Origin of the sequence: Caballeronia grimmiae, assembly GCF_022879615.1 — a bacterium.
Lineage (GTDB): Bacteria > Pseudomonadota > Gammaproteobacteria > Burkholderiales > Burkholderiaceae > Caballeronia > Caballeronia grimmiae.
The window spans coordinates 609,600-632,925 of sequence record NZ_CP084271.1 but is presented as its reverse complement, the minus strand read 5'-3'; the positions used below and the strand labels follow the sequence as shown (position 1 = coordinate 632,925).

General features: G+C 65.2%; 21 protein-coding genes. 14 read left to right on the top strand and 7 right to left on the bottom strand.

Going from position 1 to position 23,326, the window contains the following annotated elements:
- Nucleotides 1-212 precede the first annotated feature (212 nt).
- On the top strand, nucleotides 213-986 hold the full coding sequence (locus tag LDZ21_RS03085; protein ID WP_244794176.1) for a DUF2242 domain-containing protein: 774 nt from the start codon (nucleotides 213-215) through the stop codon (nucleotides 984-986).
- 114 nt (nucleotides 987-1,100) lie between these two features.
- Here LDZ21_RS03085 and LDZ21_RS03080 read toward each other — a convergent pair whose 3' ends face one another.
- Nucleotides 1,101-1,475, bottom strand: a complete 375-nt coding sequence (locus tag LDZ21_RS03080; RefSeq protein WP_035967924.1) for a BON domain-containing protein — start codon at nucleotides 1,473-1,475, stop codon at nucleotides 1,101-1,103.
- Nucleotides 1,476-2,041: 566 nt separating this feature from the next.
- On the opposite strand from LDZ21_RS03080, the gene LDZ21_RS03075 reads away from it, so the two are divergent.
- The 4 genes from LDZ21_RS03075 to LDZ21_RS03060 all read left to right on the top strand — a co-directional run bounded on the left by LDZ21_RS03075 (nucleotide 2,042) and on the right by LDZ21_RS03060 (nucleotide 6,484).
- Complete coding sequence (locus LDZ21_RS03075; protein ID WP_244794175.1) at nucleotides 2,042-3,550, top strand: TAXI family TRAP transporter solute-binding subunit; 1,509 nt, start codon at nucleotides 2,042-2,044, stop codon at nucleotides 3,548-3,550.
- Nucleotides 3,551-3,755: 205 nt separating this feature from the next.
- Nucleotides 3,756-4,436 carry a 2-hydroxychromene-2-carboxylate isomerase gene (locus tag LDZ21_RS03070; protein WP_244794174.1) on the top strand — a complete coding sequence of 227 codons (681 nt, stop codon included), beginning with the start codon at nucleotides 3,756-3,758 and terminating at the stop codon, nucleotides 4,434-4,436.
- 146 nt (nucleotides 4,437-4,582) lie between these two features.
- Complete coding sequence (locus tag LDZ21_RS03065; RefSeq protein ID WP_244794173.1) at nucleotides 4,583-5,551, top strand: LysR family transcriptional regulator; 969 nt, start codon at nucleotides 4,583-4,585, stop codon at nucleotides 5,549-5,551.
- 15 nt (nucleotides 5,552-5,566) lie between these two features.
- Nucleotides 5,567-6,484 carry an AraC family transcriptional regulator gene (locus LDZ21_RS03060; RefSeq protein WP_244794172.1) on the top strand — a complete coding sequence of 306 codons (918 nt, stop codon included), beginning with the start codon at nucleotides 5,567-5,569 and terminating at the stop codon, nucleotides 6,482-6,484.
- Between the two features lie 30 nt (nucleotides 6,485-6,514).
- Here LDZ21_RS03060 and xdhC read toward each other — a convergent pair whose 3' ends face one another.
- The 3 genes from xdhC to xdhA are packed head-to-tail and all read right to left on the bottom strand — an operon-like array spanning nucleotide 6,515 to nucleotide 10,888.
- On the bottom strand, nucleotides 6,515-7,006 hold the full coding sequence (gene xdhC, locus LDZ21_RS03055; RefSeq protein ID WP_244794171.1) for a xanthine dehydrogenase accessory protein XdhC: 492 nt from the start codon (nucleotides 7,004-7,006) through the stop codon (nucleotides 6,515-6,517).
- Nucleotides 7,003-9,366 carry a xanthine dehydrogenase molybdopterin binding subunit gene (gene xdhB, locus LDZ21_RS03050; RefSeq protein ID WP_244794170.1) on the bottom strand — a complete coding sequence of 788 codons (2,364 nt, stop codon included), beginning with the start codon at nucleotides 9,364-9,366 and terminating at the stop codon, nucleotides 7,003-7,005. Before xdhB ends, xdhC begins: the two co-directional genes overlap by 4 nt.
- Before the next feature lie 10 nt (nucleotides 9,367-9,376).
- Nucleotides 9,377-10,888 carry a xanthine dehydrogenase small subunit gene (gene xdhA / locus LDZ21_RS03045; RefSeq protein ID WP_244794169.1) on the bottom strand — a complete coding sequence of 504 codons (1,512 nt, stop codon included), beginning with the start codon at nucleotides 10,886-10,888 and terminating at the stop codon, nucleotides 9,377-9,379.
- 341 nt (nucleotides 10,889-11,229) lie between these two features.
- On the opposite strand from xdhA, the gene LDZ21_RS03040 reads away from it, so the two are divergent.
- The 4 genes from LDZ21_RS03040 (at nucleotide 11,230) to LDZ21_RS03025 (ending at nucleotide 16,495) form a co-directional block, all read left to right on the top strand.
- The gene (locus LDZ21_RS03040) at nucleotides 11,230-12,450 is read left to right on the top strand and encodes an MFS transporter (protein WP_244794168.1); all 1,221 of its coding nucleotides are present in this window, start codon (nucleotides 11,230-11,232) and stop codon (nucleotides 12,448-12,450) included.
- Nucleotides 12,451-12,801: 351 nt separating this feature from the next.
- Nucleotides 12,802-13,548, top strand: a complete 747-nt coding sequence (locus LDZ21_RS03035; protein ID WP_035967914.1) for a GntR family transcriptional regulator — start codon at nucleotides 12,802-12,804, stop codon at nucleotides 13,546-13,548.
- Between the two features lie 13 nt (nucleotides 13,549-13,561).
- Nucleotides 13,562-14,995 (top strand): multidrug transporter subunit MdtD, encoded by a 1,434-nt coding sequence (gene mdtD / locus LDZ21_RS03030; RefSeq protein WP_244794167.1) that lies wholly within the window; start codon nucleotides 13,562-13,564, stop codon nucleotides 14,993-14,995.
- A gap of 225 nt (nucleotides 14,996-15,220) precedes the next feature.
- Nucleotides 15,221-16,495 (top strand): EAL domain-containing protein, encoded by a 1,275-nt coding sequence (locus tag LDZ21_RS03025; RefSeq protein WP_244794166.1) that lies wholly within the window; start codon nucleotides 15,221-15,223, stop codon nucleotides 16,493-16,495.
- A 59-nt stretch (nucleotides 16,496-16,554) separates the two neighbouring features.
- On the opposite strand, the gene LDZ21_RS03020 is transcribed toward LDZ21_RS03025, so the two are convergent.
- From LDZ21_RS03020 to xseA, 3 genes are all read right to left on the bottom strand, one after another.
- The gene (locus LDZ21_RS03020) at nucleotides 16,555-16,707 is read right to left on the bottom strand and encodes a hypothetical protein (RefSeq protein WP_035967911.1); all 153 of its coding nucleotides are present in this window, start codon (nucleotides 16,705-16,707) and stop codon (nucleotides 16,555-16,557) included.
- 153 nt (nucleotides 16,708-16,860) lie between these two features.
- The gene (gene sodB / locus LDZ21_RS03015; protein ID WP_035967910.1) at nucleotides 16,861-17,442 is read right to left on the bottom strand and encodes a superoxide dismutase [Fe]; all 582 of its coding nucleotides are present in this window, start codon (nucleotides 17,440-17,442) and stop codon (nucleotides 16,861-16,863) included.
- 206 nt (nucleotides 17,443-17,648) lie between these two features.
- Nucleotides 17,649-19,025 (bottom strand): exodeoxyribonuclease VII large subunit, encoded by a 1,377-nt coding sequence (gene xseA, locus LDZ21_RS03010; protein WP_244794165.1) that lies wholly within the window; start codon nucleotides 19,023-19,025, stop codon nucleotides 17,649-17,651.
- Nucleotides 19,026-19,482: 457 nt separating this feature from the next.
- Between xseA and lpxK the strand changes: the two genes are divergently transcribed.
- The 5 genes from lpxK to LDZ21_RS02985 all read left to right on the top strand — a co-directional run bounded on the left by lpxK (nucleotide 19,483) and on the right by LDZ21_RS02985 (nucleotide 23,316).
- Nucleotides 19,483-20,499, top strand: coding sequence for a tetraacyldisaccharide 4'-kinase (lpxK, locus tag LDZ21_RS03005; protein WP_035967941.1), 1,017 nt, complete (start codon nucleotides 19,483-19,485; stop codon nucleotides 20,497-20,499).
- Complete coding sequence (locus tag LDZ21_RS03000) at nucleotides 20,480-20,686, top strand: Trm112 family protein (RefSeq protein WP_035967908.1); 207 nt, start codon at nucleotides 20,480-20,482, stop codon at nucleotides 20,684-20,686. The genes lpxK and LDZ21_RS03000 overlap by 20 nt, the downstream gene beginning before the upstream one ends.
- 19 nt (nucleotides 20,687-20,705) lie before the next feature.
- Nucleotides 20,706-21,497: a 3-deoxy-manno-octulosonate cytidylyltransferase gene (kdsB, locus tag LDZ21_RS02995; RefSeq protein ID WP_244794164.1), complete on the top strand. Its 792-nt coding sequence runs from the start codon at nucleotides 20,706-20,708 to the stop codon at nucleotides 21,495-21,497.
- A 285-nt stretch (nucleotides 21,498-21,782) separates the two neighbouring features.
- Nucleotides 21,783-22,445, top strand: coding sequence for an adenylate kinase (adk, locus tag LDZ21_RS02990; protein WP_244794163.1), 663 nt, complete (start codon nucleotides 21,783-21,785; stop codon nucleotides 22,443-22,445).
- A gap of 112 nt (nucleotides 22,446-22,557) precedes the next feature.
- Nucleotides 22,558-23,316 (top strand): 3-hydroxyacyl-CoA dehydrogenase, encoded by a 759-nt coding sequence (locus tag LDZ21_RS02985; protein ID WP_035967904.1) that lies wholly within the window; start codon nucleotides 22,558-22,560, stop codon nucleotides 23,314-23,316.
- Nucleotides 23,317-23,326: the final 10 nt, after the last annotated feature.

Sequence of the window (23,326 nt, the reverse complement as noted above, 5' to 3'; positions counted from 1 at the left end):
GCCGTTGCCGCCAGCGAAGCCCGGTACCCGCGCCGGGCTTTTTCGCTTTCTGCAACGTCGCCCAAACGCCCGTCCAGGACGGGATCGCGCCAGTCACCTCACTGTAAGCCACGGATTTCACAACGATTTCGGATTCCGCTTTTTCATCGGACAGTCCGACGGCACTACAATTTGTGTCTGCGTTGTCACACATTTCGTTTTTGCCGCCGCCCATGCCTATCTCGTCGTTACGCCTCGCCGTTGTCTCCGTCGCTCTTCTCGCCCTCGCCGCCTGCGGCGGTCGCGCCGCCACCACCCCGAGCTATCAGCAGGAGTTGTTCAGTTCCGGCGTGAGTCCCTATGCGCATAACTTTGACGCCACCGTGAAGGAAACCTGCGAAGCCGCCCGCCGCGCGCTGCTGTCGCAAGGCTTCCTCACGACGATGGCGCAGCCCGATACCGTCGACGCGACCAAGAATTTCCAGCCGAACGCCGACACGCACGCCGTGGTGTCCTTTCACGTGGTCTGCACGCCCGGCGAGAACACCGCGAACCAGAGCATTGCCTACGTGAACGCCGTGCAGGACGGCTACGCGCTCAAGAAAAGCGACACATCGGCGAGTGTCGGCCTGAGCGTGCTCGGCTCGCTTTCGCTGCCGATCCGCTCCAATAGCGACGCAATGGTCAAGATTTCGAGCGAAACGGTGCCGGCGGGCAAGTTCTACGACCGTTTCTTCAACCTGATGGGCCACTATCTCAAGACGGTGCCGCGCAGTTCGCCCGTCGCAGCCGACGAAGTCGAGAGCAAGCCGCTCGCGCCGTCGCTGGTGCTGACTTCGCCCGAGCTCACGCCGACGCCGATCGTCGTGCAGGCGCCCGCGGCGGCGGCCACGGCGATTCAGGCATCGGATGCCGCCGCCGAGACCAAGCGCCAGGCGCAGGCAGCGGCGACGGCCACTCCGGTCGCGGCATCGGCGGCCGAGGCGGCATCCGCGGTCGCGCACTGAGCGGCGGCATCCATCGAACGATAACGAAACCGCAAGCGCAAACGAAAACGGGCCCCGGCGAAAAACCGGAGCCCGCTCGACATTTCCCGGCGGCTGCCCGCCGGAATACGCCGCTTATTTCCCGCCGTTCTGCGCGCTCAGCGAGAGCTTGTTCGACACCGACGTCACGCCCGACACGCCCTTCGCGACTTCTTCCGCCTGCGCGATCTGCGCGCCTTCCGGCACCGTGCCCGTCAGCGTGACCGCACCGCCGCGCGCACGGACGTACACATTCGACACGTCGAAGCCTTGCGCTTTCGACAACGCGCGGCGCACGGCATAGCCGAGCGAGCGGTCGGTCTTCTTGGTCGCGGATTTTTGCGCCTTGGTCGGTGCGCTGGCTTCGGTGCTCGTGGTGGCCGCCGCATCGCTCGACTGGGCATAGGCGCTCGACGCCACCGCCACACAGACCACGACGCCCAGAGCCTTCAACAGATCGACAACTTTCATGGTTTCTCCTTTTGTTTCGCTTGTTGACTTCGCACAGTTGCTACTTCGCTCGTTTGCACATCAAACCGGATCGCATCGCCCGGGAAGAGGCGACGGCATCGGGCGATCGTGGCCGCGCGAATCGTCGATGCCGATTGGCTGACGATTGCACGGCGAAGAAGCCGCGATGCTGTGATGCGGTGCTGCGAGAGGCTGGCGAAGAAACGAATTCGGCCGATCGGTCGGGCTCGATGGCCCTCGGCTCGTCTATGAATGTCCAGCCGCACGGCGCATGCTCGATGCGCGTCTGCGCCAGCGATGCGGCGCGTGTCCTGACAGCCCAACTATCGGGTTTCGGACGAATGATTCTTATCGTACGGCGGCGAACGTCAATTTAGCCCAGCGCGGCCGTTAGCGCAAAGCTTTTAACGACGCGGCGCCCGCTGGCAGCGGCCGCACGCAACGAGGATGGACAAAGGGCCCGGCGCGTCCATACGCGTGTCACATTCGGCTGACCCGCGATGCACGAAACGCCCGCGTCGCTCGTTCGGGTAAGCTCTCGGCACAAATTGACTCGAAGCACCGATATGACCCAGCCCGACGCGCACAAGCAACCCGCAGCGTCCGACGCCACTTCCAGTTCCCGCCGCAGACCGCAACCGAAGATCGTTGCGCGCTTCGTCGCGATCTCCTGGCGCGACCTGGCGATGACTTTCGGCCCGATCGTCCTCGTGAGCATCGTCGCGCTGTATTTCGCCGTGCGCCTGATCCAGCCCGCGCCGCCGAGCGCGCTGACCATCGCCGCCGGTCCCAAGGGCAGTTCGTTCTGGAACAGTGCGCAGAAGTACAAGGCGATCCTCGCGCGCAACCGCGTCACGCTCAACGTGATCGAAACCCAAGGCTCGTTCGACAATCTCACGCGGCTCTCCGATCCGAATTCCGGCATCGACGTGGCTTTCGTGCAGGGCGGCATGACGAAGCCGGGCGCCACGCACGACGATCTCGAATCGCTCGGCAGCGTGTCGTATGTGCCGCTCGCGGTGTTTTATCGCGGTGCGCCGGTATCGCGATTATCGGAACTGAAAGGCAAGCGCCTCGCGATCGGCGCGGAGGGCAGCGGCACGCGGCTGCTCGCGCTGACGCTGCTGAAGGCGAACGGCATTCAGCCGGGCGGCGATACGCCGCTGCTGCCGCTCGCCGGCGACACGGCCGCCAAGGCGCTCGAAGACGGCCAGATCGACGCCGTCTTTTTGACTGGCGATTCCGCCCAGCCGCCGACGATGGCCAAGCTCCTGCGCACGTCCGGCATCCGCTTCATGGATTTCTCCCAGGCCGATGCCTACGCGCGCCGCTTCCCGTACTTGACCGAAATCGAATTGCCGATGGGCGCGTTCGATCTCGCGGCGAACCTGCCGCCGCATCCGGTCCACATGGTCGCGCCGACCGCCGAGCTGGTTGCGCGCGACAGTCTGCATCCCGCGCTGTCGGACCTGCTGATCGAGGCCGCACGCGAGGTCCACAGCCGCGCGGGCTTGCTGCACCGGGCGAACGAGTTTCCCGCGCCGCTCGTCCACGAATTCCGCATCAGCGACAACGCCGAGCGTTATTACAAGTCGGGCAAGAGTTTCCTGTATCGCACGCTGCCGTTCTGGGTCGCGAGCCTCGCGGATCGCGTGCTGGTCGTGCTGGTGCCGCTGATCGTCGTGCTGATTCCGGCGCTGCGGCTCGTGCCGGGTCTCTACCGGTGGCGCGTCAAATCGCGCATCTATCGCTGGTATGGCGCGCTGATTGCAATCGAACGGGAAGCGATCAGCGGTCCCGACACCGCGCAGCGCGACGCCCTGCTCGACCGCATCGACGCGATCGAATCGGCGGTCAACCGGATGAAGATGCCGCTCGCGTTCGCCGATCAGTTCTATGTGCTGCGGGAACACATCGGCTTCGTGCGGGCGCGGCTCGCGCACACGGCCATCGCCGCGAGCGATGCGGATGCAGATGCAGATGCGGACGCGGATGCCGATGCTGACCAGCCGCGCGAGCGTCTCGCCGCATCGAGGGCTGCGTCGCGTGCAGACACGGAGCAAGGCAGCACGTAATATCGAATCATTCGGCCGTGGAAAGTGCACGCGGCCGGAAGGACACGCGGCGCTTTTTTGGCCACGAAGAATGCAGGACACGACGCCCGCGCCCGACGAAGCTGGCCGAAGCTCGCGACACCCGCACGATCGGACGATGAGCGGCGATGAGCGGCAACAGGTGACGAGGCCAGCGCCAGGCGCGCAAAAAGCAAGGAGAAACGACATGAGTGCCCCGCATTCGACCACTGACGGTCGGCCGTACTTTTTCTTCGATTTCATCTCGCCGTTCTCTTACTTGCTTCTCGAGCAACACGAGAAGTGGCCCGACATCCCGTTCGAGTTCGTGCCCGTGCAGTTGCTCACGCTGCTCGACCGCTGGAAGCAGCCGCACGCAGCAACCATTCCGTCGAAGCGCGTCTTCACGTACCGGCACGCGCTCTTTCGCGCCGAACAGCTGGGCATTCCGTTCCGGATGCCGCCCGCGCATCCGTTCGATTCGGCCAAGGCGCTGCGGCTCGCGGTGCTCGCGGAAGGCGATATCACCGTCGTGCGCAACATCTTCCGCTTCATCTGGCGCGAAGGCCGCGATCCGTCGACGCCGGAAGGCTTTCACGCGCTGTGCGCGCACGTCGGCATGCCGGAGGCGGAATCGCGCATCGACGATGAAGACCTCAAGGCGAAGCTGCGCGACAACAACGACCGCGCCGTCGCGATGGGCGTGTTCGGCGTGCCGACGTTCATCGTCAACGATCAGATTTTCTGGGGCGAAGACACCTTGCCGATGGTGCTGTACGTCGCACGTTCGCCGAACTGGCTCGACGCCGCGGAAGTGAAGCGCATCAGCAATCTGCCGATGGCGCCGAAGGAAGCGGACTTCGGCAACGCGGCCGAAATCGGGGCATAGGGCGCGCCGAGCGACGCAATCGGCCGATGCCGCGCATAGGGCGTGCGCTATGGCGTCAAAAATCGGAACGCGGTTAACTTCGGTTGCGGCGTGGCGCGCGTGATGACGATGCGCGCGCCGCGCCTTCCGGTCTCTTGCCCCAAGCCATGAACGATCCCGCCGATTCCCTCGACATCTGGCTCATCCGCGTGTTGCGCACGCTGCTGCTGGAGCGCAGCGTCACGCAAACCGCGCAGCGGCTGAATCAGACGCAGCCGGCGATCAGCACCGCGCTGCGCCGCCTGCGCGAGATTCTGGGCGATCCGATCCTCGTGCGCGGCAAGCAGGGCATGGTGCCGACCGAATACGGCGAGACGCTGCTCGCTCCGGCGCAGCGCGCGTTGCGCGAGGTCGAGTTCGTCGCGACGCCGCACGGCGATTTCGATGCCGCCAGTTCCCGCCGCACCTTTCGCATCGCCGCACCGGATTACCTGAACGATTTCTTCATGCCGACGCTCGTCGCCGCGTTCCGCGAGGCCGCGCCGAATGCGCGGCTGGAAATCGAATCGCTGAACCCGATGCGCGATCACGAGCGCGCGCTCGACGAAGGCGAGATCGACCTGATGGTCGCGAACTGGACGAAGCCCGAACCGCGTTTCGAACGCCACGATCTTTTCGCTGATGTCTTCGTCTGCCTGATGCGCGCCAATCATCCGCTTGCGCGCGAGCCGCTGACTGTCGAACGTTATGCGCTCGCCGCGCATCTCGCGCCGACGCCGTATAGCGGCGCGAAGCGTCATCCGATCGATATCGGGCTGGCGCGGGCGGGCATCCGGCGTCGCATCGTCACGACCATTCCGTACTTCGGGCTCGTGCCGCAAGTGCTGCTGCAGTCGGACCTGATCTTCACCGCGCCGCGCCGGTTCGCGCAGCATTATGCGGCGATGCTGCCGCTCGCCGTGCTCGATTCGCCGGTGCCGTTTCCGCGCATCAAGTGTTATCAGCTTTCGCAGCCGCAGCCGGATGAATCGACGGATATCGCCTGGCTGCGCGCGTTAATGTCGCGCGTGTCGGATTCGCTGACGAACAGGAAGGCCGTCGTCGCCGAGGAGTGGGCGAGCGCGGATTCCAAATGACATCGCTGTGACGATATGGACGCTCTCGACCGTTTGATTCAACTGGCGCATCTTTCGGGCGCGCTCGATTTGCGCTGTCTGCTGAGCGGCCCGTTGGAGCTCGACCATGCGCCCGCGCCCGCTGGCGAAGCGGTTTATCACGTGGTGTTGAGCGGCGCATGCCGGGTGTTGCGCGAGGGTCAGGCGCCGGTGGCGCTCGAGGCGGGCGATATCCTGTTTCTGCCTCGCGGCGATGCCCACGTGCTTTCCATCGATGCAAACGCGCACGCCAGGTCCGGCCCGATGCAGGCGCGCGACAACGGCGCGGTCATCGTGCGAAGCAATTGCGGCGAGCAGGCGGCTTCGCTGGATCTGCTATGCGGACGCTTTCTGTATGCGCCGCGCGCGCTCTTGATCGATGTGTTGCCCGATGTCGTGCACGTATCGTTCACGAGCGATTCCGCGCCTTATCTTGCGCCGCTCGTCGGCGCGATGCGGCGCGAAGCGGAGGAAGCCGGGCTTGGCGCACCGTCGATCGTGGCGGCGCTTTCCACTGCGCTTTTCACGATGCTTCTGCGCGCGTGGCTCGCCGGGCAGCCGACGCTCGCGGGCGTGCTCGGGCTGCTGGCGAACCGGCGATTGGGCGCATCGGTGATTGCGATGCTCGAGCGCCCCGCAGAACCGTGGACCGTCGAGATGCTGGCGAAGGAAGCGGCGATGTCACGCGCCACGTTCATGCGCGCGTTCTCGGCGCATTCGGATACATCGCCGCTCGCGCTGCTGAGTCATGTGCGAATGCAGCTTGCAAGCACGATGCTCGCGCGCACGACGAAGAGCATCGCGGATGTCGCGGCTGAGGTGGGGTATCAGTCGGAAGCGGCTTTTTCGAAGCGGTTCAAGGAAGTGTATGGGGTCGCGCCGGGGAGGTATCGGGTGGGGGGTGCGGTGGCTTGAGGCCACATCGCTCGACGAAAGCGCAAATTTCTACGCGACCGCGCGCATCGTTACTGATGCGTGCACAGCCTCCCGCACCCGCAACACCTCCGCCGCCACCGCCAGCGCGATCGACGGCGGCGCTTTGTCGGCGATTCCCTCGACCCCGATCGGACACGTCATCTCCTGCAACCGCTCCGGCGCCAATCCACGTTCGACTAGCCTCCGCTCGAACTTCACCCGCTTCGTCTTCGATCCGATCAGCCCAAAGTAAGCGAAGTCCCGACGCCGCATGATCCGCTGCGTCAGCGCGAAGTCGAGCGAATGATCGTGCGTCATCACGATGAAATACGCCCCGGCAGGCGCTTCGTCGACGATGGCCTCCGGCGCGTCCGTCGCTTCGATCTGCACGTTGGCAGGAACCTCGTCGGGGAACAGCTCGTCGCGCGCATCGACCCATTGGACGACGCACGGCAGCATCCCGAGCACGTTGGCAAGCGCATGGCCGACGTGGCCCGCGCCGAACAAGACGACGTGCATCATGACCGCGCGCTCCTCACCGCATTCACCGCGCGAAGAATCTCCTCCGCGGTGGCCGGCGCGTTCAACGGCGGATTCACCTTGTGATCGCCCACCGCCGAGACCGCATCGCGAATCGCAAAGAACACCGAAAACGGCAGAAGAAGCGGCGGCTCGCCAACCGCCTTCGAGCGATGAATGCTGTCCTCCGCATTCCGGTTGTTGAACAGCGACACGCGGAAGTCGGCGGGCATGTCGTTCACCGTCGGAATCTTGTACGTGGACGGCGCGTGCGTCATCAGCTTGCCGTTATCGTTCCACCAGAGTTCCTCCGTCGTGAGCCAGCCCATGCCCTGCACGAACGCGCCCTCCACTTGCCCGATGTCCAGCGCCGGATTGAGCGACGCCCCCACGTCGTGCAACGCATCCGCGCGCAGCACGCGCATCTCGCCAGTCAGCGTGTCGATCACCACTTCCGACACCGCCGCGCCATACGAGTAGTAGAAGAACGGGCGGCCCTGCATCGTCGCCTGATCCCAGTGCAGCTTGGGCGTCGCGTAGAAGCCATCGGACCACAACTGCACGCGCGCCAGATACGCCTTGGCGACGACTTCGCCGAACGGGATCGCGTCATCGCCGACGATTACGCGATCGTTCGCAAAGCGCACCTCCGCCGCCGATACCGCGCCGCCGCCGAACTTCTCCGCTGCAAACGACGCAAGCCGCTCGCGCAACTGACGCGCCGCATCCTGCGCGGCCTTGCCGTTGAGATCCGTTCCCGTCGATGCCGCCGTCGCCGACGTATTCGCCACCTTGCTCGTATCGGTCGCCGTCACGCGCACGCGGCCGAAGTCGATGCCCAGCTCATGCGCCACCACTTGCGCGACCTTCGTGTTGAGGCCCTGCCCCATCTCCGTGCCGCCGTGATTCACGAGGATCGAGCCATCGGTATAGATATGCACCAGCGCGCCGGCCTGATTGAAGTGCGTCACGTTGAACGCGATGCCGAACTTCACCGGCGTGAGCGCGAGGCCCTTTTTGAGAATCTCGTTGTTGGCGTTGAACTCGCGCACGGCTTCGCGCCGGCGTCGATACTCGCTCGTCGCCGCAAGCTCGCCGATGAGTTCGTGCAACACGTTGTCTTCGACCGTCTGTCCATACGGCGTGCGATTGTTCTCCGTCTTGCCATAGAGATTGGCGAGGCGCACATCGAGCGAATCGCGGCCAACCGAACGCGCAATGTTGTCGATGATGTACTCGATCCCGAACGCGCCCTGCGGCCCGCCGAAGCCGCGAAACGCGGTGTTCGACTGCGTGTTCGTCTTGCCGCAATATCCTTCGATCGCCACGTTAGGCAGCCAGTACGCGTTGTCGAAGTGACAGACGGCGCGCGTCATCACCGGGCCCGACAGATCGGCGGAGAAGCCGCAGCGCGAAGTCATGTCGACGGCGACGCCTTCGATCACGCCGTCATCGTCATAGCCGACCTCGAAGTCGTACACGAAGTCGTGGCGCTTGCCGGTGATCATCATGTCGTCGTCGCGATCGGGGCGCAGTTTGACCGGGCACGACAGCTTCCACGCCGCCAGCGACGCGCAGCACGCGAACAACCCCGACTGCGATTCCTTGCCGCCGAAGCCGCCGCCCATGCGTCGGCACTCGACGAGCACGTTATGCGACTGCACGCCGAGCACGTGCGCGACGAGATGCTGCATCTCCGTCGGATGCTGCGTCGAGCAATAGACGTGCATGCCGTCGTCGTCCTTCGGCACCGCGTACGCGATCTGCCCCTCGAGATAGAACTGCTCCTGTCCGCCGAGCTTCATCGCGCCGCGTTCGTGATGCGTGGCTTTCGACATCGTGCCGCGCGCATCGCCGCGCGCGAGCTTCAGCGGATTGAGCACGTACGATTGCGCGCGCCGCGCGTCCTCGGCGGTGAGCACGGCGGGCAAGTCCTCGAACGCGATATCCGCGCGACGCGCCGCGAGGCGCGCCGTATCGTGCGAATTCGCGACGACGACGAACATCGGCTGGCCGACGTATTGCACGACGCCCGGCGCAAGAATCGGATCGTCATGGATGATCGGGCCGCAATCGTTGACGCCGGGGATATCGTCGGCGGTGAAGACGGCGACGACGCCCGGCGTCGCCCGCACGGCGTCGAGGTTCATCGAAACGATCTTCGCGTGCGGCTTCGGGCTCAGGCCGAGCGCGGCGTGCAACGTGCCCGCGACGAGCGGGATGTCGTCGGTATAGCTTGCGCGACCGCTGACATGCAAATGCGCCGACTCGTGCGGACGCGACACGTGGACTTGCTTGAAATCGCCGGCGGCGTCGGCGGCGGATTGCGCTTCGGCGAGAAAGGCTTCGGCTTGCTGATTCATTTCGATATCCTCACTTCACTTCGACGAGTTCGATCGCGCGTACATCCAGCTTCGATTTCGCGAGCGGATCGTGCGGGCGCGTCTCCAGCCAGAAGCGGTACAGCAGGCTCTTCGCCGTATCGAGCCGATAGCCGCTCGACGCGCGCATGTCGGTGAGCGGCGCGTAGTCGTCGGCGAGCGCGCGCATCGCGGCTTGCGCGGTCGCTTCGTGCCATTGCACATCGGCGAGCGCGGCTTCGGTGCGCGCGGCGCGCTTCGGCGTCGCCGCCATGCCGCCGAACGCGATGCGCGGCTCGCGGATCACATCGCCATCGGCGATATAGGCGAACGCGGCGCAGACGGCCGAGATGTCGGAATCGAAGCGCTTCGAAAGCTTGTAGGTCCGAAAGCGCAGGTCCGCACGCTTGCCTGTGCGCGTCGGCACCCGGATCGCGGCGACGAATTCATGCTCGGCCATGTCCTTCTTCTGATAGGCGATGTACAGGTCTTCGAGCGGCATCTCGCGCGTCCCGTCGATGCTCGCCAGCACGACGCGCGCGTTCAGCGCGATGAGTCCGGGCATCGAATCGCCGATGGGCGAGCCGTTCGCCACATTGCCGCCGAGCGTGCCCGCGTTGCGAATCGGCAGCGACGCGAAGCGCAGCCACATTTCCTCGAGTTCCGGATACGTCTTCACCAGTTCGGCATACGCGCGCTCGACCGTCACGCCCGCGCCGATTTCAATCCATTCATCCGTCGTCTCGACGCGCTTCATCGCCTCGATCTGGCCGATGTAGATCACATCGCCGAGATCGCGCAATTGCTTCGTCACCCACAGGCCGACGTCGGTGCTGCCCGCGAGCAGGCGCGCGTTCGGCTTCCCGGCCTTGAGCTTCGCGAGGGCTTCGAGGGTGCGCGGGGCGTCGAACGCGCGGCCGGCGTGCTCGTAGTGGAATGCGTCGTCGCGCTGAAGCGTGGCGAGCGTCTTTGCCAGCGATTCCTTGTTGAGCGGCGCGAGCGGCGCGTGATCGAACATGCGCTCGGCGGCATCGATGATCGGGCGATACCCAGTGCAGCGGCACAGATTGCCGGTCAGCGCGTCGCTGATTTCCTGGCGCGACGGCGGCTTGTGGTCGCAAGTCGCGCTCGCGTGGCCGTGCTTCTCATAGAGCGCGAACATCGACATGGCGAAGCCCGGCGTGCAGAAGCCGCATTGCGAGCCGTGGCAATCGACGAGCGCCTGCTGCACCGGATGCAGCGAGCCGTCCGGCTGGCGCAGGTCTTCGACGGTGAAGAGCGCGCGGCCATCCAGCGTCGGCAGGAACTGCACGCACGCGTTCACCGCCTTCAATGCGACGCCGCCCGCGCCGTCCGGCTCACCGACGACGACCGTGCACGCGCCGCAATCGCCTTCGGCGCAGCCTTCCTTCGTGCCGGTGCAGCGCGCGTCGTCGCGCAGGTATTGCAGGACGGTGCGCGTCGTCGACGCGCCGCTGATTTCGCGGATGGCGTTGCGATGATAGAAACGGATGGGCTCGCTCATGGAATCGTGTCTCGCGGGGCTTCGATGCGGCTTGCTGGTTGCGCGGGGTGCGCAGCCGGTGGCGGTGAGGTCGGTAGACTCAATTTTCAGACTGGTCCTACCGCCTCGATGGTTCGAAACCTATCACTGCCAAAATCCGCGACCCATAGCCGGCATTGCATGAACGACATATTGATGTCGCGATAAGTCCTGGAAGCCTTTTCCAGCAAGGGAGAGGCGGAAAGCGAACGATCGACCGCATCGTCAATTTGGACTAGTCGGTTACAAAACGGCCGCGACGCTGCACCGCAACATATGGGAGAATCACGCCTTCCCGCCGAATTCAACCCCGCACTTTCCCTATGTCCTCCGACTCCTGCACTGCGGCCGCCCCGCAAAGCGATCTGGCTGTGACGCTTCGCATCGTCTCGGTCGTGCTGTACACGTTCCTCTGCTACCTGACGATCGGCATCCCGCTCGCCGTGTTGCCCGGCTTCGTGCATACCGACCTCGGCTATGGATCGGTGATGGCCGGCGCGGCGATCAGCGTCCAGTACTTCGCGACGCTCGTCTCGCGGCCGCTGGCAGGCCGCACCGCCGACACGCTCGGGCCGAAGAAGACCGTGCTTTACGGGCTGGCGGCGTGCGCGGCAAGCGGCGTGCTGCTGCTCGGCTCCGCGCTCGCGGCGCAATGGCATGCGGTGAGCCTAGTGCTGCTGGTCATCGCGCGGCTCGTGCTCGGCTTCGGGGAAAGCTGGGTCGGAACGGGATCGATTACGTGGGGCATCGGGCGCGTGGGCGTCGCGAACAACGCGAAGGTGATCTCGTGGAACGGGATCGCCACGTACGGCGCGCTGGCGATCGGTGCGCCGCTCGGCGTCGCCATCGATCACTCGCTGGGCTTCGGCGCGCTCGCGCTGATCGTGATCGCGCTCGGCGCGCTGGGTTACTGGCTCGCGACGCGCATGGCGAGCGTGCCGGTCGTGCATGGCGAACGGATGTCGTATCGCAGCGTGTTCTTCCGCGTGCTGCCGTATGGATTCGGCCTTGCGCTGGGATCGGCGGGCTTCGGATCGATCGCGACCTTCATCACGCTGTTCTACGCGGCGCATCACTGGCCGAACGCGGCGCTGTCGCTGACGGTGTTCGGCACGACGTTCGTCGGCGCGCGGCTCTTGTTCGCCAACACGATCAAGGCCTACGGGGGATTCCGCGTGGCGATCGTCTCGTTCGCGCTCGAGTGCGCTGGGCTGTTGATGCTGTGGCTTTCGGGGGACCCGACGTTTGCGCTCGCGGGGGCGGCGTTGACGGGATGCGGCTTCGCGCTCGTATTCCCGGCGCTGGGCGTGGAAGCAGTTGGCCTCGTGCCGCCCGCGAGCCGGGGCGCGGCGCTGTCGGCGTATTCCGTGTTCCTCGATTTGTCGCTCGGATTGACCGGGCCGCTCGCGGGGTATGTCGCAGGTGAGTTCGGGTATGGATCGGTGTTTCTGTTCGCGGCGGTCGCAGCGGCGGCGGCGGTGGCGTTGTCGGTGGCGCTTTACGTGCGCGGTGGACGGGGTGTGGGCGGGGCGGCGACGGCTTGACGGCATCTGCGTCTTTCTAGCGGACACCTCGCGTTGATGCCGCTGTCGCGCGCTCGCGAAATCACGCCGGGCGCATGCGTGATGAGATCGGCTTCATCACGATACTTCTTGCAGGCAGCATCGAAACAACCGGCGATGTCTTCCTCCATTGACGAACATTCGGTCGGCTTCCGCTGAGCGTCTCGATTCTCCAGTCGCGTCACCTACTTGCTGAAGCATCGCAAGATGCGCCAGCCTCCTGTCCCACCGATGCGTCTCCCCCACGCATCCATCGACAAACGACGCATACGCCCGCCCCTTTGCCTCCACCGTTTGTCTTAAAATCCCCGCTTAGCCCACAGCGTCCGATTTATGAACTCGACCTCGGAAGACCGCTGGCGCGACTTGCGCCCGGACCCGGACAGCGACACGCCGCTTTATCTCCAACTCGCCCGCAAGCTCGCCACCGCCATTCACGACAACCGCTGGCATGCCGGCGAAGCGTTGCCGTCCGAACGCGTGCTGTCCGAGGCGCTCGGGGTATCGCGGATCACGTCGAGAAAGGCCATCGCGCTGCTCGTCGAACAAGGGCTCATCCGACGCGAACAGGGTGCGGGCAGCTTCATCCGGCCACGCTACGAGGACCCGCTCTCGCGTCTGTCGAGCTTCTCGGAGATGCTCCGGCGACGCGGCTTCCAGCCAAGTTCGAAGTGGCTCTCGCGCACCATCGAACCGGCCAATCGCGAAGAGGTCATTCAGCTTGGACTGTCGCCCGCCGCCGCCGTCGCGCGCCTCAAGCGCCTGCGTCTCGCCGACGACACCGTCATGGCCGTCGAGAACTCCACCTTCCCCGCCTCGCTCGTCCCCGATCCGCTTTCCATCGGCGACTCGCTCTACAGTTATCTCGATGCACACGGCCTGTCGATCGTCCGCGCGCTCCAGCATTTCCGCGCCGTGAACGCGAGCCCGGAGATTGCTGAGCAAATGGGCATCGCGCCGCACGACGCGCTCTTGCTGATCACGCGCGTCGGCTATACCGCCGATCAACGCGCCATCGAGCTCACCGATACCTACTGTCGCAACGAGTATTACGACTTCGTGGCCGAACTGCGCAAATAACGCCGCCCCGCTCATGACCGATACCGCCACAGCGCAGCCCGACGACCGATCGCTCTCCATCATGCTGTGGCTCGTCGCGACGGGCTTCTTCATGCAGACGCTCGATTCGACCATCGTCAATACCGCGCTGCCCGCGATGGCCAGAAGTCTCGGCGAGGCGCCGCTGCGCATGCAGGGCGTCGTGATCGCCTACTCGCTCACCATGGCGATGATGATTCCCGTATCCGGCTGGCTCGCGGACAAGCTCGGCACGAAGCGCGTGTTCTTCAGCGCGATTCTCGTGTTCACCATCGGCTCGTTGTTGTGTGCGAAGGCGCAATCGCTGCAGGCGCTGGTCGCGTATCGCGTCGTGCAGGGCATCGGCGGTGCGATGCTGCTGCCGGTCGGACGCCTCGCCGTGCTGCGCGTATTTCCGGCGGAACGGTATCTGTCCGCGCTCGCGTTCGTCGCGATTCCGGGGCTGATCGGGCCGCTCATCGGACCGACGCTCGGCGGCTGGCTCGTGCAGATTGCGTCGTGGCACTGGATCTTTCTGATCAACGTGCCGGTCGGCGTTATCGGCTGCATCGCGACGAATCTGTATATGCCCGACAGCCGCAATCCCGCGACGCCGCGCTTCGATCTCGCGGGCTATCTGCTGCTCGCGGTCGGCATGGTCGCGCTGACGATCTCGCTCGACGGCCTCGCCGATCTCGGCCTGCAACACGCGATCGTGCTCGTGCTGCTGATTCTGAGTTTCGGCTGCTTCATCGCCTACGGACTGCACGCGACGCGCGCCGCGCAGCCCATTTTCTCGCTCGATCTCTTCAAGATTCACACGTTCAGCGTCGGCTTGCTGGGCAATCTCTTCGCGCGCATCGGCAGCGGCGCGATGCCTTATCTGATTCCGCTGCTGCTGCAGGTGAGCCTCGGCTATTCGGCATTCGAAGCCGGCATGATGATGCTGCCCGTCGCTGCCGCCGGCATGCTGAGCAAGCGGCTCGTGACACGGCTGATTGAACGGTACGGTTATCGGCCGGTGCTGGTGGTGAACACGGTGCTCGTCGGCCTGATGATGGCGAGCTTCGCGCTGACGAGCGCGCATCAGCCGCTTTGGCTGCGCCTCGTGCAACTGGCCGTGTTCGGCGCCGTCAATTCGATGCAGTTCACCGCGATGAACACGCTGACGCTCAAAGACCTCGGCACCGGCGGCGCGAGCAGCGGCAACAGCCTGTTTTCGCTCGTGCAGATGCTGTCGATGAGCCTCGGCGTGACCGTCGCCGGCGCGATCCTGTCGACGTTCACCGGGCTTCTGCCGCGCGTCACGGAGACGAACTCGCTGCCCGCATTCCACGCGACCTTCCTTTGCGTCGGCGTGATCACGGCGGCGACCGCGTGGATCTTCGGCCAACTCGCGCCGGAAGTGCGCGGGACATCGAGGAAGCCGGACCCGTCGGAATCCAATTGAACGCGTGACGTACGGAGCCTCGCGTGTATCCGCCATTCCGATGTGCGCGCCGCACCGCGCCGGTGCCATTCGCACCGCGACGCGACGCTCGCATGATGCTTGATTCATCGCTTGTCCACCCCACGCACCGCCCCGTGCATTCGCATGATTTTTGCTCGAACGGTCGGACGCCCGATCTTGTAAACTCCCTCTATCCCAATAAGCCGGTTCCCGCGCGCCCAGACCATGAGCATGGTTGATATCGACCCTCCCCGCTTCCAGCCGCCGCGCCCTGTTGCCGGCGACGACGGCTCGCGTCGCACCGTGCTGTACGGTGAATACACGGTCTTCAGCGTGTTTCAGCCGGTGTTCTCCGTGTCGCACAGGCGGGCGATCGGCTATCACGCGTCGCTGCGCGCGCGCGACGATACGCATCGCCATGTGCCGTCGCACGAGGTTTTCACACAGGCCGCGCGGCGCGGCGATCTGCTCGAGCTCGGGCGGCTCGCCGAGTCGCTCCATCTGGGCAACTTCAACGCGTTCGACAGCCACGACGAATGGCTTTTCCTGAGCCTTCATCCTGCCGCGCTGATGGACACGAGCTACGGCGACGCGCTTCTCGCCGCGCTGAAGGACATCGGCTTGCCGCCGCAGCGCGTCGTGCTCGAAGTGCCCGAACAGGCCGGCGGCGAGACGGCGCGTTTCACCGCGATCGTCGATTCGCTGCGCAAGTCCGGCTTCCTGATCGCGCTCGATGGCTTCGGCGTCAAGCATTCGAACATCGATCGCGTATGGCATTTGCGGCCCGACATCGTGACCCTCGACCGCTGCATCCTTCAGCAAGCGACCGAGCATTCGCATATCGAGCGCGTGCTGCCGCGGCTCGTGTCGCTGCTGCATGAATCGGGGCAGCTCGTGCTGATGGGCGGCCTCACGACCGAGCGCGACGCGTTGATCGCGCTCGAATGCAACGTCGATTTCGTGCAGGGCGCGTACTTTGCGCAGCCGAGCGTGGACGCGGTGCATCCGCAAGTCGCGGCGAGCACGATGGATGCGCTGTCGGCGGCGTCGCGCGAACGCGTCGTGGCCCGCGAGCGCGCACAAGCGACGCGTCTCGAGCCGTACGTGAGCGGGCTCGAGCGTGCGGCGGTCAGGCTGATGGAAGGCGAAACGCTGACTTCCGCGACGAGTGAACTGCTGCAACTCGCCGATACGGCGCGCTGCTTCCTGCTCGATCACGCGGGACGGCAGATCGGCGATAACGTCGTGCCGGTCGTGCGCACGTCGCAGCGCGCGAAGCGCTTTAGTCCGCTGCTGCATTCAGAAGGCGCGAGCTGGGAACGCCGGCCCTACTTCATCGAGGCGCTGCGTGCGCCGGGGCGCGTGCATCTGACCGCGCCGTATCTGTCGATCAATGAAGCGCACTTGTGCGTGACGGCGTCGATCGCCGCGCAGACGCCGTTTGGCTTGCAAGTGTTGTGCGTGGATATCAACTGGGAATCGACGCCGCGGCGGCGGTGATTTTCAACGCAAGCTGTCCGAAGCAAGTTCGGATCGTTGTCTTGCGAAGAAGCTCTAATTCAGGCGCTCTCGTTCGAATCAGGCCGCAGCAGATCGAAGCCCGCCAGCACGAGCACGCCCGACAGCACGATGAAGGCGGCGGAATGCCGCCCGAAGTAAAGCAGCGCGGCGGCCGACCAGGCCGTGAGGCATAAGGCTGCGAAGCGTTTCATGATGCGATCGTGTTGCGATGAAACCGGTATTTTAATCGTCTCGCAAAAGCGAGCCACGCGCCGAACGGGCGCAAAAAAGCCCTCGCGCAGAGGGCTTCTTCGCTTCAACCGGCATCATCGCGAAGCCGGGTTTGAACCAACGCTACAGCGAACTCAGGCGCCGAAATTCTTCGCGGCGAAGTCCCAGTTCACGATGTTCCAGAAAGCCTCGATGAACTTCGGACGCGCATTGCGATAGTCGATGTAGTACGCATGTTCCCACACGTCCAGCGTCATCAGCGGCTTGCTGTCGGTGGTCAGCGGCGTGGCGGCGTTGCTCGTCGAGACGATGTCGAGCGTACCGTCGGTCTTCTTCACGAGCCAGGTCCAGCCCGAGCCGAACGTGCCCACGGCGACCTTCGCGAACTCTTCCTTGAACTTGTCGAACGAGCCGTATTTTGCGTTGATGGCGTCAGCCAGCGCACCGCTCGGCGCGCCGCCGCCGTTCGGCGACAGGCTGTTCCAGAAGAACGTGTGGTTCCACGTTTGGGCCGAGTTGTTGAACACACCGCCCGACGACTTCTTCACGATCTCTTCGAGCGACAGGTTCTCGAATTCCGTGCCCTTGATCAGCTCGTTGAGCTTGGTCACATAGGTCTGGTGGTGCTTGCCATAGTGATACTCGAGCGTTTCTTCCGACATGTGCGGAGCGAGCGCGTTCTTGTCGAACGGCAGCGGCGGGAGCGTATGTTCCATGATTGCGAGCTTCCTTTCTATGTGAATTGTGGGACTGTGAGGAGTGAAGCAGTGGAGCAATGGATTGTAGGCGAGTTGGGATAACCCCGCAAACCGCCAGCCTTTATGAGGAAGATCGCTTTCATACCGCTAAAAGCGGCGTAAAAAGTGCTCGCGGCGACGTGCCGGCGCATCGCTCGACACGTCAAAAATGCGCCGCGTCCGCTTCAGAATTCGTCCGGCAGGCGCGGCTGGACATCGGCCAGCAACACATCCGCCGATCCTTCCGCGAGATGCACCGTAAGTGGCCGCTTCGGCTTCAGCGCATTCGGCGCACGCAGCGCGCGGCCCGTTTGCGCGTCGATCAATGCCGCATAGCCGCGCTCGAGCGTGCGCTGCGGACTGAGCACCTGCAAGCGCGCCGACAGTTCCGACAAACACGCCTTCTCACGCTCGCGGCGACGCTCGCTCGCGCTCCTGAGACGCCCCGCCAGCCGCAGCACGTGCTCGCTTTGCGCGGCGACATCCGGACGTCGGCGCGCCCATCGATACTGCATGAGCGCGAACCGGGCACGCGCATCGCGCACCGGCCGCCCGCCCGCCGCAGCGAGCCTGCTCGCCAGTTGCCGCAGATGCACGCGCTGCCGTGCAAGCCGCTCCGCCGGACTCACGAGCCGGCGCGCGAGCCAGTCGAGTTGCTGCTCGCGGCGCTCCATCGACCGGCCGAAGCCGCGTGCCAGCGCCGCGTGCCGATGATCCAGCTCGCGCAACAGCAGCACGCGCTGCGGACTGACGAGTTCGGCTGCGCCGGTCGGCGTGGGCGCGCGGACATCGGCGGCGAAATCGGCAATCGTGAAATCGGTCTCGTGGCCGACGCCGCTCACCACCGGGAGCTCGCTCGCGGCGATCGCCCGGGCGAGCACTTCCTCGTTGAACCCCCACAGATCTTCGATGGACCCGCCGCCACGGCACACGATCAGCACGTCGAGCGCATCCGCTTCGCGCCGCGCGTTGGCGGCTTCGACCATCGCGGCGAGCTTCGCGCCGGCGCCCGCGCCCTGCACCGGCGCCGGATAGACGATCACCGGCACATGCGGCGCGCGGCGTGCGAGCGTGGTGAGCACATCGCGCAAAGCCGCCGCCTGCAGCGACGTAACGATGCCGATGCCGCGCGGATGCGTCGGCAAACTGCGCTTGCGCTCGGCGGCGAAGAGTCCTTCGCTCTCCAACTGGGCCTTGAGCCGCAGGAACGCTTCGTACAGACGGCCCTGGCCCGTGCGGCGCACCGCTTCGACGCCCAGTTGCAACTCGCCGCGTGGCTCGTACATCGTCACGAGGGCGCGGACTTCGATCTTGTCGCCTTCGCGCGGCGTGAATTCGGCGTACTGCGCGCGGCTGCGGAACATCACACAGCGCATCTGCGCATTGGCGTCCTTGATCGAGAAATACCAGTGGCCGCTCGCCGCGCGCGTGAAATTCGATACTTCGCCCGATACCCACACGAGCGGAAACGACCGTTCGAGCATCGTGCCGATCGCGCGATTGAGGACGGAAACGGGAATGACGGCGTCGCCGCCTGGCGTCGGCAAAGAGTCAGGAGTCATGGCTGAGAGTCGATGAAAGCGGGCCGAGGCAGTGTCTTCGTGCGGCCGGATGCGTGCCAGTGTAACAAGTGTCCACACAGAAAGACTTACCGAAGCGCGATCGACGCCGCCGTGGGAGGCCGATGAGTTCGTCGCAAGCTGTTGAATTTGCTGCGTTAAATATCGCTGACCATGTTCTGCGCCGAAGCAACTCTTGCTTGAAGCCGTTTAGCGCCTTTTCCGGCGCAAGTTCTTCACAGAGTTATCCACAGACCGCTTGCGTCGCGCGGCGACTGGCGCGCAGACCGCTCGCGCGCTAGAGTGCCGGGTTCGTGCACCGGCGCGCCGTCCCCTGGCTGGACCTTTGGGCGGGCAGCGCCGGTCGAACCGTTCAACGAGAGACCGACATCGAAGGAGTTGCCGTTGCGCGCCCTGCCGTATCCGAAGTCTTTGCCGCATGCTCATGCAAGGGCGGTTCATGTCTGACTTCAAGCCGCCGATCGAAAATTTTCTCGCCCGCGAGTGGCGCCGGCGCGGTCCCGTCGCGTGGGCGCTGACGCCCTTTGCCTGCATCTTCGGTGCAATCGCCGCGACGCGCCGCGCGTTCTACGAACTCGGCTGGATGAAGCGCGTCGATGTGGGCGTGCCGGTGGTCGTCGTCGGCAACGTGACCGTCGGCGGGACCGGCAAGACGCCGACCGTGATCGCGCTCGTCGAGGCGCTGCGGGCGGCGGGCTTCCAGCCGGGCGTCGTCTCGCGCGGATACGGCGCGAAGATCAAGGAGGCGACGAGCGTCACGCCGTCGAGCGCCGCCGCGCAGGTCGGCGACGAACCGCTTCTGATCGCACGGCGCACGCACGCGCCGGTGTTCGTCTGCCCGGACCGCGTCGCAGCGGCGCGTGCGCTGTTGCAGGCGCATCCGAACGTCGATGTCCTCGTCAGCGACGACGGCCTGCAGCACTATCGCCTCGCCCGCGCGTTCGAGCTCGTCGTGTTCGACGACCGGCTCGGCGGCAATGGCTTCCTGCTGCCCGCCGGGCCGTTGCGCGAGCCGATGTCGCGCCATCGCGACGCCACGCTCATCAACAGCCCCTACGACCGCACGCTGCCGCCGTGGCCGAACACCTTCGCGCTCGAACTCGAATCGGGCGACGCCTGGCTGCTCGACGATCCCGCCATGCGCCGGCCGCTCGCCGCGTTCGCGGGCGAGAAGGTGGTCGCGGCGGCCGGCATCGGCTCGCCCGAGCGATTCTTCGCGACGCTGCGCGCGGCGGGCATCACGCCGGCGACGCGCGCCTTTCCGGATCACTACTCGTATCGCGAGAATCCGTTCGCCGCCGTGGAGGCCGACGCCATCCTGATCACCGAGAAGGATGCAGTAAAATTCGGGGCCTGGCGCGATGCGCGCATCTGGGTCGTTCCCGTGCAGGCCGTGCTCAGGCCTCGCCTCATCGCTCTCGTTGTGGAGAAACTCCGTGGACGCACGTCTGCTTGAAATCCTCGTCTGCCCGATCTGCAAAGGTCCGCTCAACTACGACCGCGCGGCGCAGGAACTCGTCTGCAACGCGGACAAGCTCGCTTATCCGATCCGCGACGGCATTCCCGTGATGCTCGTCGACGAAGCGCGTCAGACGGTCGAAGGCACGCCCGTCGAGCCGCTGAAGCCGGTCGGCGACGCGTAAGCGGAACCGGGTCATCGCCATGTCCGTGCCGTTCATCGCTGTCATTCCCGCGCGCCTCGCATCGACGCGGCTGCCGAACAAGCCGCTCGCCGATCTCGGCGGCAAGCCGATGGTCGTGCGCGTCGCCGAGCGTGCGCGCGAAGCCGGCGCGAGCCAGGTGCTCGTCGCGACCGATTCCGACCGCGTGGTCGAAGCGGCGCGCGACCACGGTATCGAAGTGATGCTGACGCGCTCCGATCATCCGACCGGCACCGACCGCCTCGCCGAAGTCGCGACGCGCCTGAACTGGGACGACGACGCGATCGTCGTCAACGTGCAGGGCGATGAACCGCTCATCGACCCGCAACTCGTGCGCGATGTCGCCGCGCATCTGGCGGCGCACCGCGAATGCGCGATCGCCACGGCGGCGCATCGTATCCACGATCCCGCCGACGTGTTCAATCCGAACGTCGTCAAGGTCGTGCTTGATGCGAACAGCGTCGCGCTCTACTTCTCGCGCGCACCGATTCCCTGGTCCCGCGACGCGTGGCAATCAAAGTGGCCCGACGTCGCCGCACTCACCGCGCTACCGGCCGTTTCCGAAAACGTGCTGCGGCATATTGGCCTATACGCGTATCGCGCGAAGTTTCTGCGCAGCTTCCCCAATCTCGCGCAAGCGCCCATTGAAGCAGCCGAAGCGCTCGAACAATTGCGCGCGCTGTGGCACGGCGAACGCATCGCGGTCCGCGTCACGCATGACGCACCGCCGCCCGGCGTCGATACACCCGCCGATCTCGCGCGCGTGCAGGCGCTCTTTGCCGGGGCGAACTGAAAGCGTCGCGCAACCGGTGTAAACCCCGCCAAACGCCCGCGCCACGGGCGTCATAGCTGTTTCCATACTCGCTATTAGGGCCGCGATCGTAATGAGCCGTGGCATAATCAAGCGATTGCGCGAGCCTCCCGGTCAGCGCCACGCTCAACGTTGCGCCGCTGTCCGCGGGTGCCGCGCCGCCTGTCGAATCGGCCGCGCCGCCCTGTCGTCGACGCCGCACGAGCGTCGCTACCGGATGTCATCCCCTCGCGCCGAGCGGTTTCTAGACGATTCGGAGATATCACCATGCGTTTGATCCTGTTGGGCGCGCCCGGCGCGGGCAAGGGCACCCAGGCAAACTTCATCAAGGAAAAGTTCGGCATCCCGCAGATCTCGACCGGCGACATGCTGCGTGCGGCCGTCAAGGCCGGCTCGCCGCTCGGCATCGAGGCCAAGCGCTTCATGGACGCGGGCGAACTGGTGCCGGACGAACTCATCATCAATCTCGTGAAGGAGCGTCTGCTCGAAAGTGACTGCACGAACGGCTATCTGTTCGACGGCTTTCCGCGCACCATTCCGCAGGCGGAAGCGATGAAAAGCGCGGGCGTCGTCATCGACTACGTGCTTGAAATCGACGTCCCGTTCGACGAGATCATCACTCGCATGAGCGGGCGCCGCGTGCATTCGGCATCGGGCCGCACGTATCACGTCAAGTTCAATCCGCCGAAGAACGACATGGTGGACGACATCACCGGCGAGCCGCTGATTCAGCGCGAGGACGACAAGGAAGAGACGGTGAAGAAGCGTCTCGACGTGTATGAAGCGCAGACCAAGCCGCTGATCGCCTATTACAACGACTGGGCGAAGAGTGGTCCGTCGAACGGGCTGAAGGCGCCGGAATATCGCCGCATTTCGGGCCTCGGTTCCGTCGATGAAATCCGCGCGCGCGTATTCGATGCGCTGAAGTAAAGCGTCGCACGCAGGACAAGAAACCCGCTCCAAACGAGCGGGTTTTTTTACGCCCGGATTGGCTACACTCGATGCGAAGCCTCACAAATTCGATCAAAAACGGAGACAACAGATGGAGATGAAGGACAACGTCGTTCTGATCACCGGCGGCGCGTCGGGCCTTGGCGCGGCGACCGCGCGGCTCGTTGTCGCGAACGGCGGCAAGGTCGTGCTCGCCGACATGAACGAGGACGCGGGCGTCGCCCTCGCCCGCGAGCTGTCCGGCGAATTCGTGAAGTGCGACGTGAGCCAGGAGAACGATGCGCAGAAAGCCGTCGATGCTGCGACGAAGCTCGGCACGCTGCGCGGACTCGTGAACTGCGCGGGGATCGCGCCGGCATCGAAGACGGTCGGACGCGACGGACCGCATCCGCTCGACCTTTTCAGCAAGGTCGTTGCGGTGAACCTGATCGGCACCTTCAACATGATCCGGCTCGCGGCCAGCGTCATGTCGAAGAACGAGCCGAACGGCGCGGGCGAGCGCGGCGTGATCGTGAACACGGCGTCGGTGGCGGCGTACGACGGACAGATCGGTCAGGCGGCCTATGCGGCATCGAAGAGCGGCGTCGTCGGCATGACGCTGCCGGTCGCGCGTGACCTGTCGCGGGATGGCATCCGCGTGATGACCATTGCACCGGGCATTTTCGAGACGCCGATGCTGCTCGGCATGCCGCAGGACCGGCAGGATGCGCTCGGCGCGATGGTCCCGTTCCCGCCGCGCCTCGGCAAGCCGGACGAATACGCGATGCTCGTGAAACAGATCTTCGATAACCCGATGCTCAACGGCGAAGTCATCCGCCTGGACGGGGCAATCCGGATGCAGCCGAAGTAACGCGATGTGA

Excerpts from the sequence above, each read along its gene's own strand:
- adk (WP_244794163.1), top strand. The coding sequence starts at position 21,783 with ATGCGTTTGATCCTGTTGGGCGCGCCCGGCGCGGGCAAGGGCACCCAG.
- LDZ21_RS03085 (WP_244794176.1), top strand. The coding sequence starts at position 213 with ATGCCTATCTCGTCGTTACGCCTCGCCGTTGTCTCCGTCGCTCTTCTC.
- mdtD (WP_244794167.1), top strand. The coding sequence starts at position 13,562 with ATGACCGATACCGCCACAGCGCAGCCCGACGACCGATCGCTCTCCATC.
- LDZ21_RS03065 (WP_244794173.1), top strand. The coding sequence starts at position 4,583 with ATGAACGATCCCGCCGATTCCCTCGACATCTGGCTCATCCGCGTGTTG.
- lpxK (WP_035967941.1), top strand. The coding sequence starts at position 19,483 with ATGTCTGACTTCAAGCCGCCGATCGAAAATTTTCTCGCCCGCGAGTGG.
- xdhB (WP_244794170.1), bottom strand. The coding sequence starts at position 9,366 with ATGAATCAGCAAGCCGAAGCCTTTCTCGCCGAAGCGCAATCCGCCGCC.
- xseA (WP_244794165.1), bottom strand. The coding sequence starts at position 19,025 with ATGACTCCTGACTCTTTGCCGACGCCAGGCGGCGACGCCGTCATTCCC.
- LDZ21_RS03070 (WP_244794174.1), top strand. The coding sequence starts at position 3,756 with ATGAGTGCCCCGCATTCGACCACTGACGGTCGGCCGTACTTTTTCTTC.
- xdhC (WP_244794171.1), bottom strand. The coding sequence starts at position 7,006 with ATGATGCACGTCGTCTTGTTCGGCGCGGGCCACGTCGGCCATGCGCTT.
- LDZ21_RS03080 (WP_035967924.1), bottom strand. The coding sequence starts at position 1,475 with ATGAAAGTTGTCGATCTGTTGAAGGCTCTGGGCGTCGTGGTCTGTGTG.
- LDZ21_RS03035 (WP_035967914.1), top strand. The coding sequence starts at position 12,802 with ATGAACTCGACCTCGGAAGACCGCTGGCGCGACTTGCGCCCGGACCCG.
- LDZ21_RS03025 (WP_244794166.1), top strand. The coding sequence starts at position 15,221 with ATGAGCATGGTTGATATCGACCCTCCCCGCTTCCAGCCGCCGCGCCCT.
- LDZ21_RS03040 (WP_244794168.1), top strand. The coding sequence starts at position 11,230 with ATGTCCTCCGACTCCTGCACTGCGGCCGCCCCGCAAAGCGATCTGGCT.
- LDZ21_RS02985 (WP_035967904.1), top strand. The coding sequence starts at position 22,558 with ATGGAGATGAAGGACAACGTCGTTCTGATCACCGGCGGCGCGTCGGGC.
- LDZ21_RS03020 (WP_035967911.1), bottom strand. The coding sequence starts at position 16,707 with ATGAAACGCTTCGCAGCCTTATGCCTCACGGCCTGGTCGGCCGCCGCG.
- xdhA (WP_244794169.1), bottom strand. The coding sequence starts at position 10,888 with ATGAGCGAGCCCATCCGTTTCTATCATCGCAACGCCATCCGCGAAATC.
- LDZ21_RS03075 (WP_244794175.1), top strand. The coding sequence starts at position 2,042 with ATGACCCAGCCCGACGCGCACAAGCAACCCGCAGCGTCCGACGCCACT.
- LDZ21_RS03060 (WP_244794172.1), top strand. The coding sequence starts at position 5,567 with ATGGACGCTCTCGACCGTTTGATTCAACTGGCGCATCTTTCGGGCGCG.
- kdsB (WP_244794164.1), top strand. The coding sequence starts at position 20,706 with ATGTCCGTGCCGTTCATCGCTGTCATTCCCGCGCGCCTCGCATCGACG.
- sodB (WP_035967910.1), bottom strand. The coding sequence starts at position 17,442 with ATGGAACATACGCTCCCGCCGCTGCCGTTCGACAAGAACGCGCTCGCT.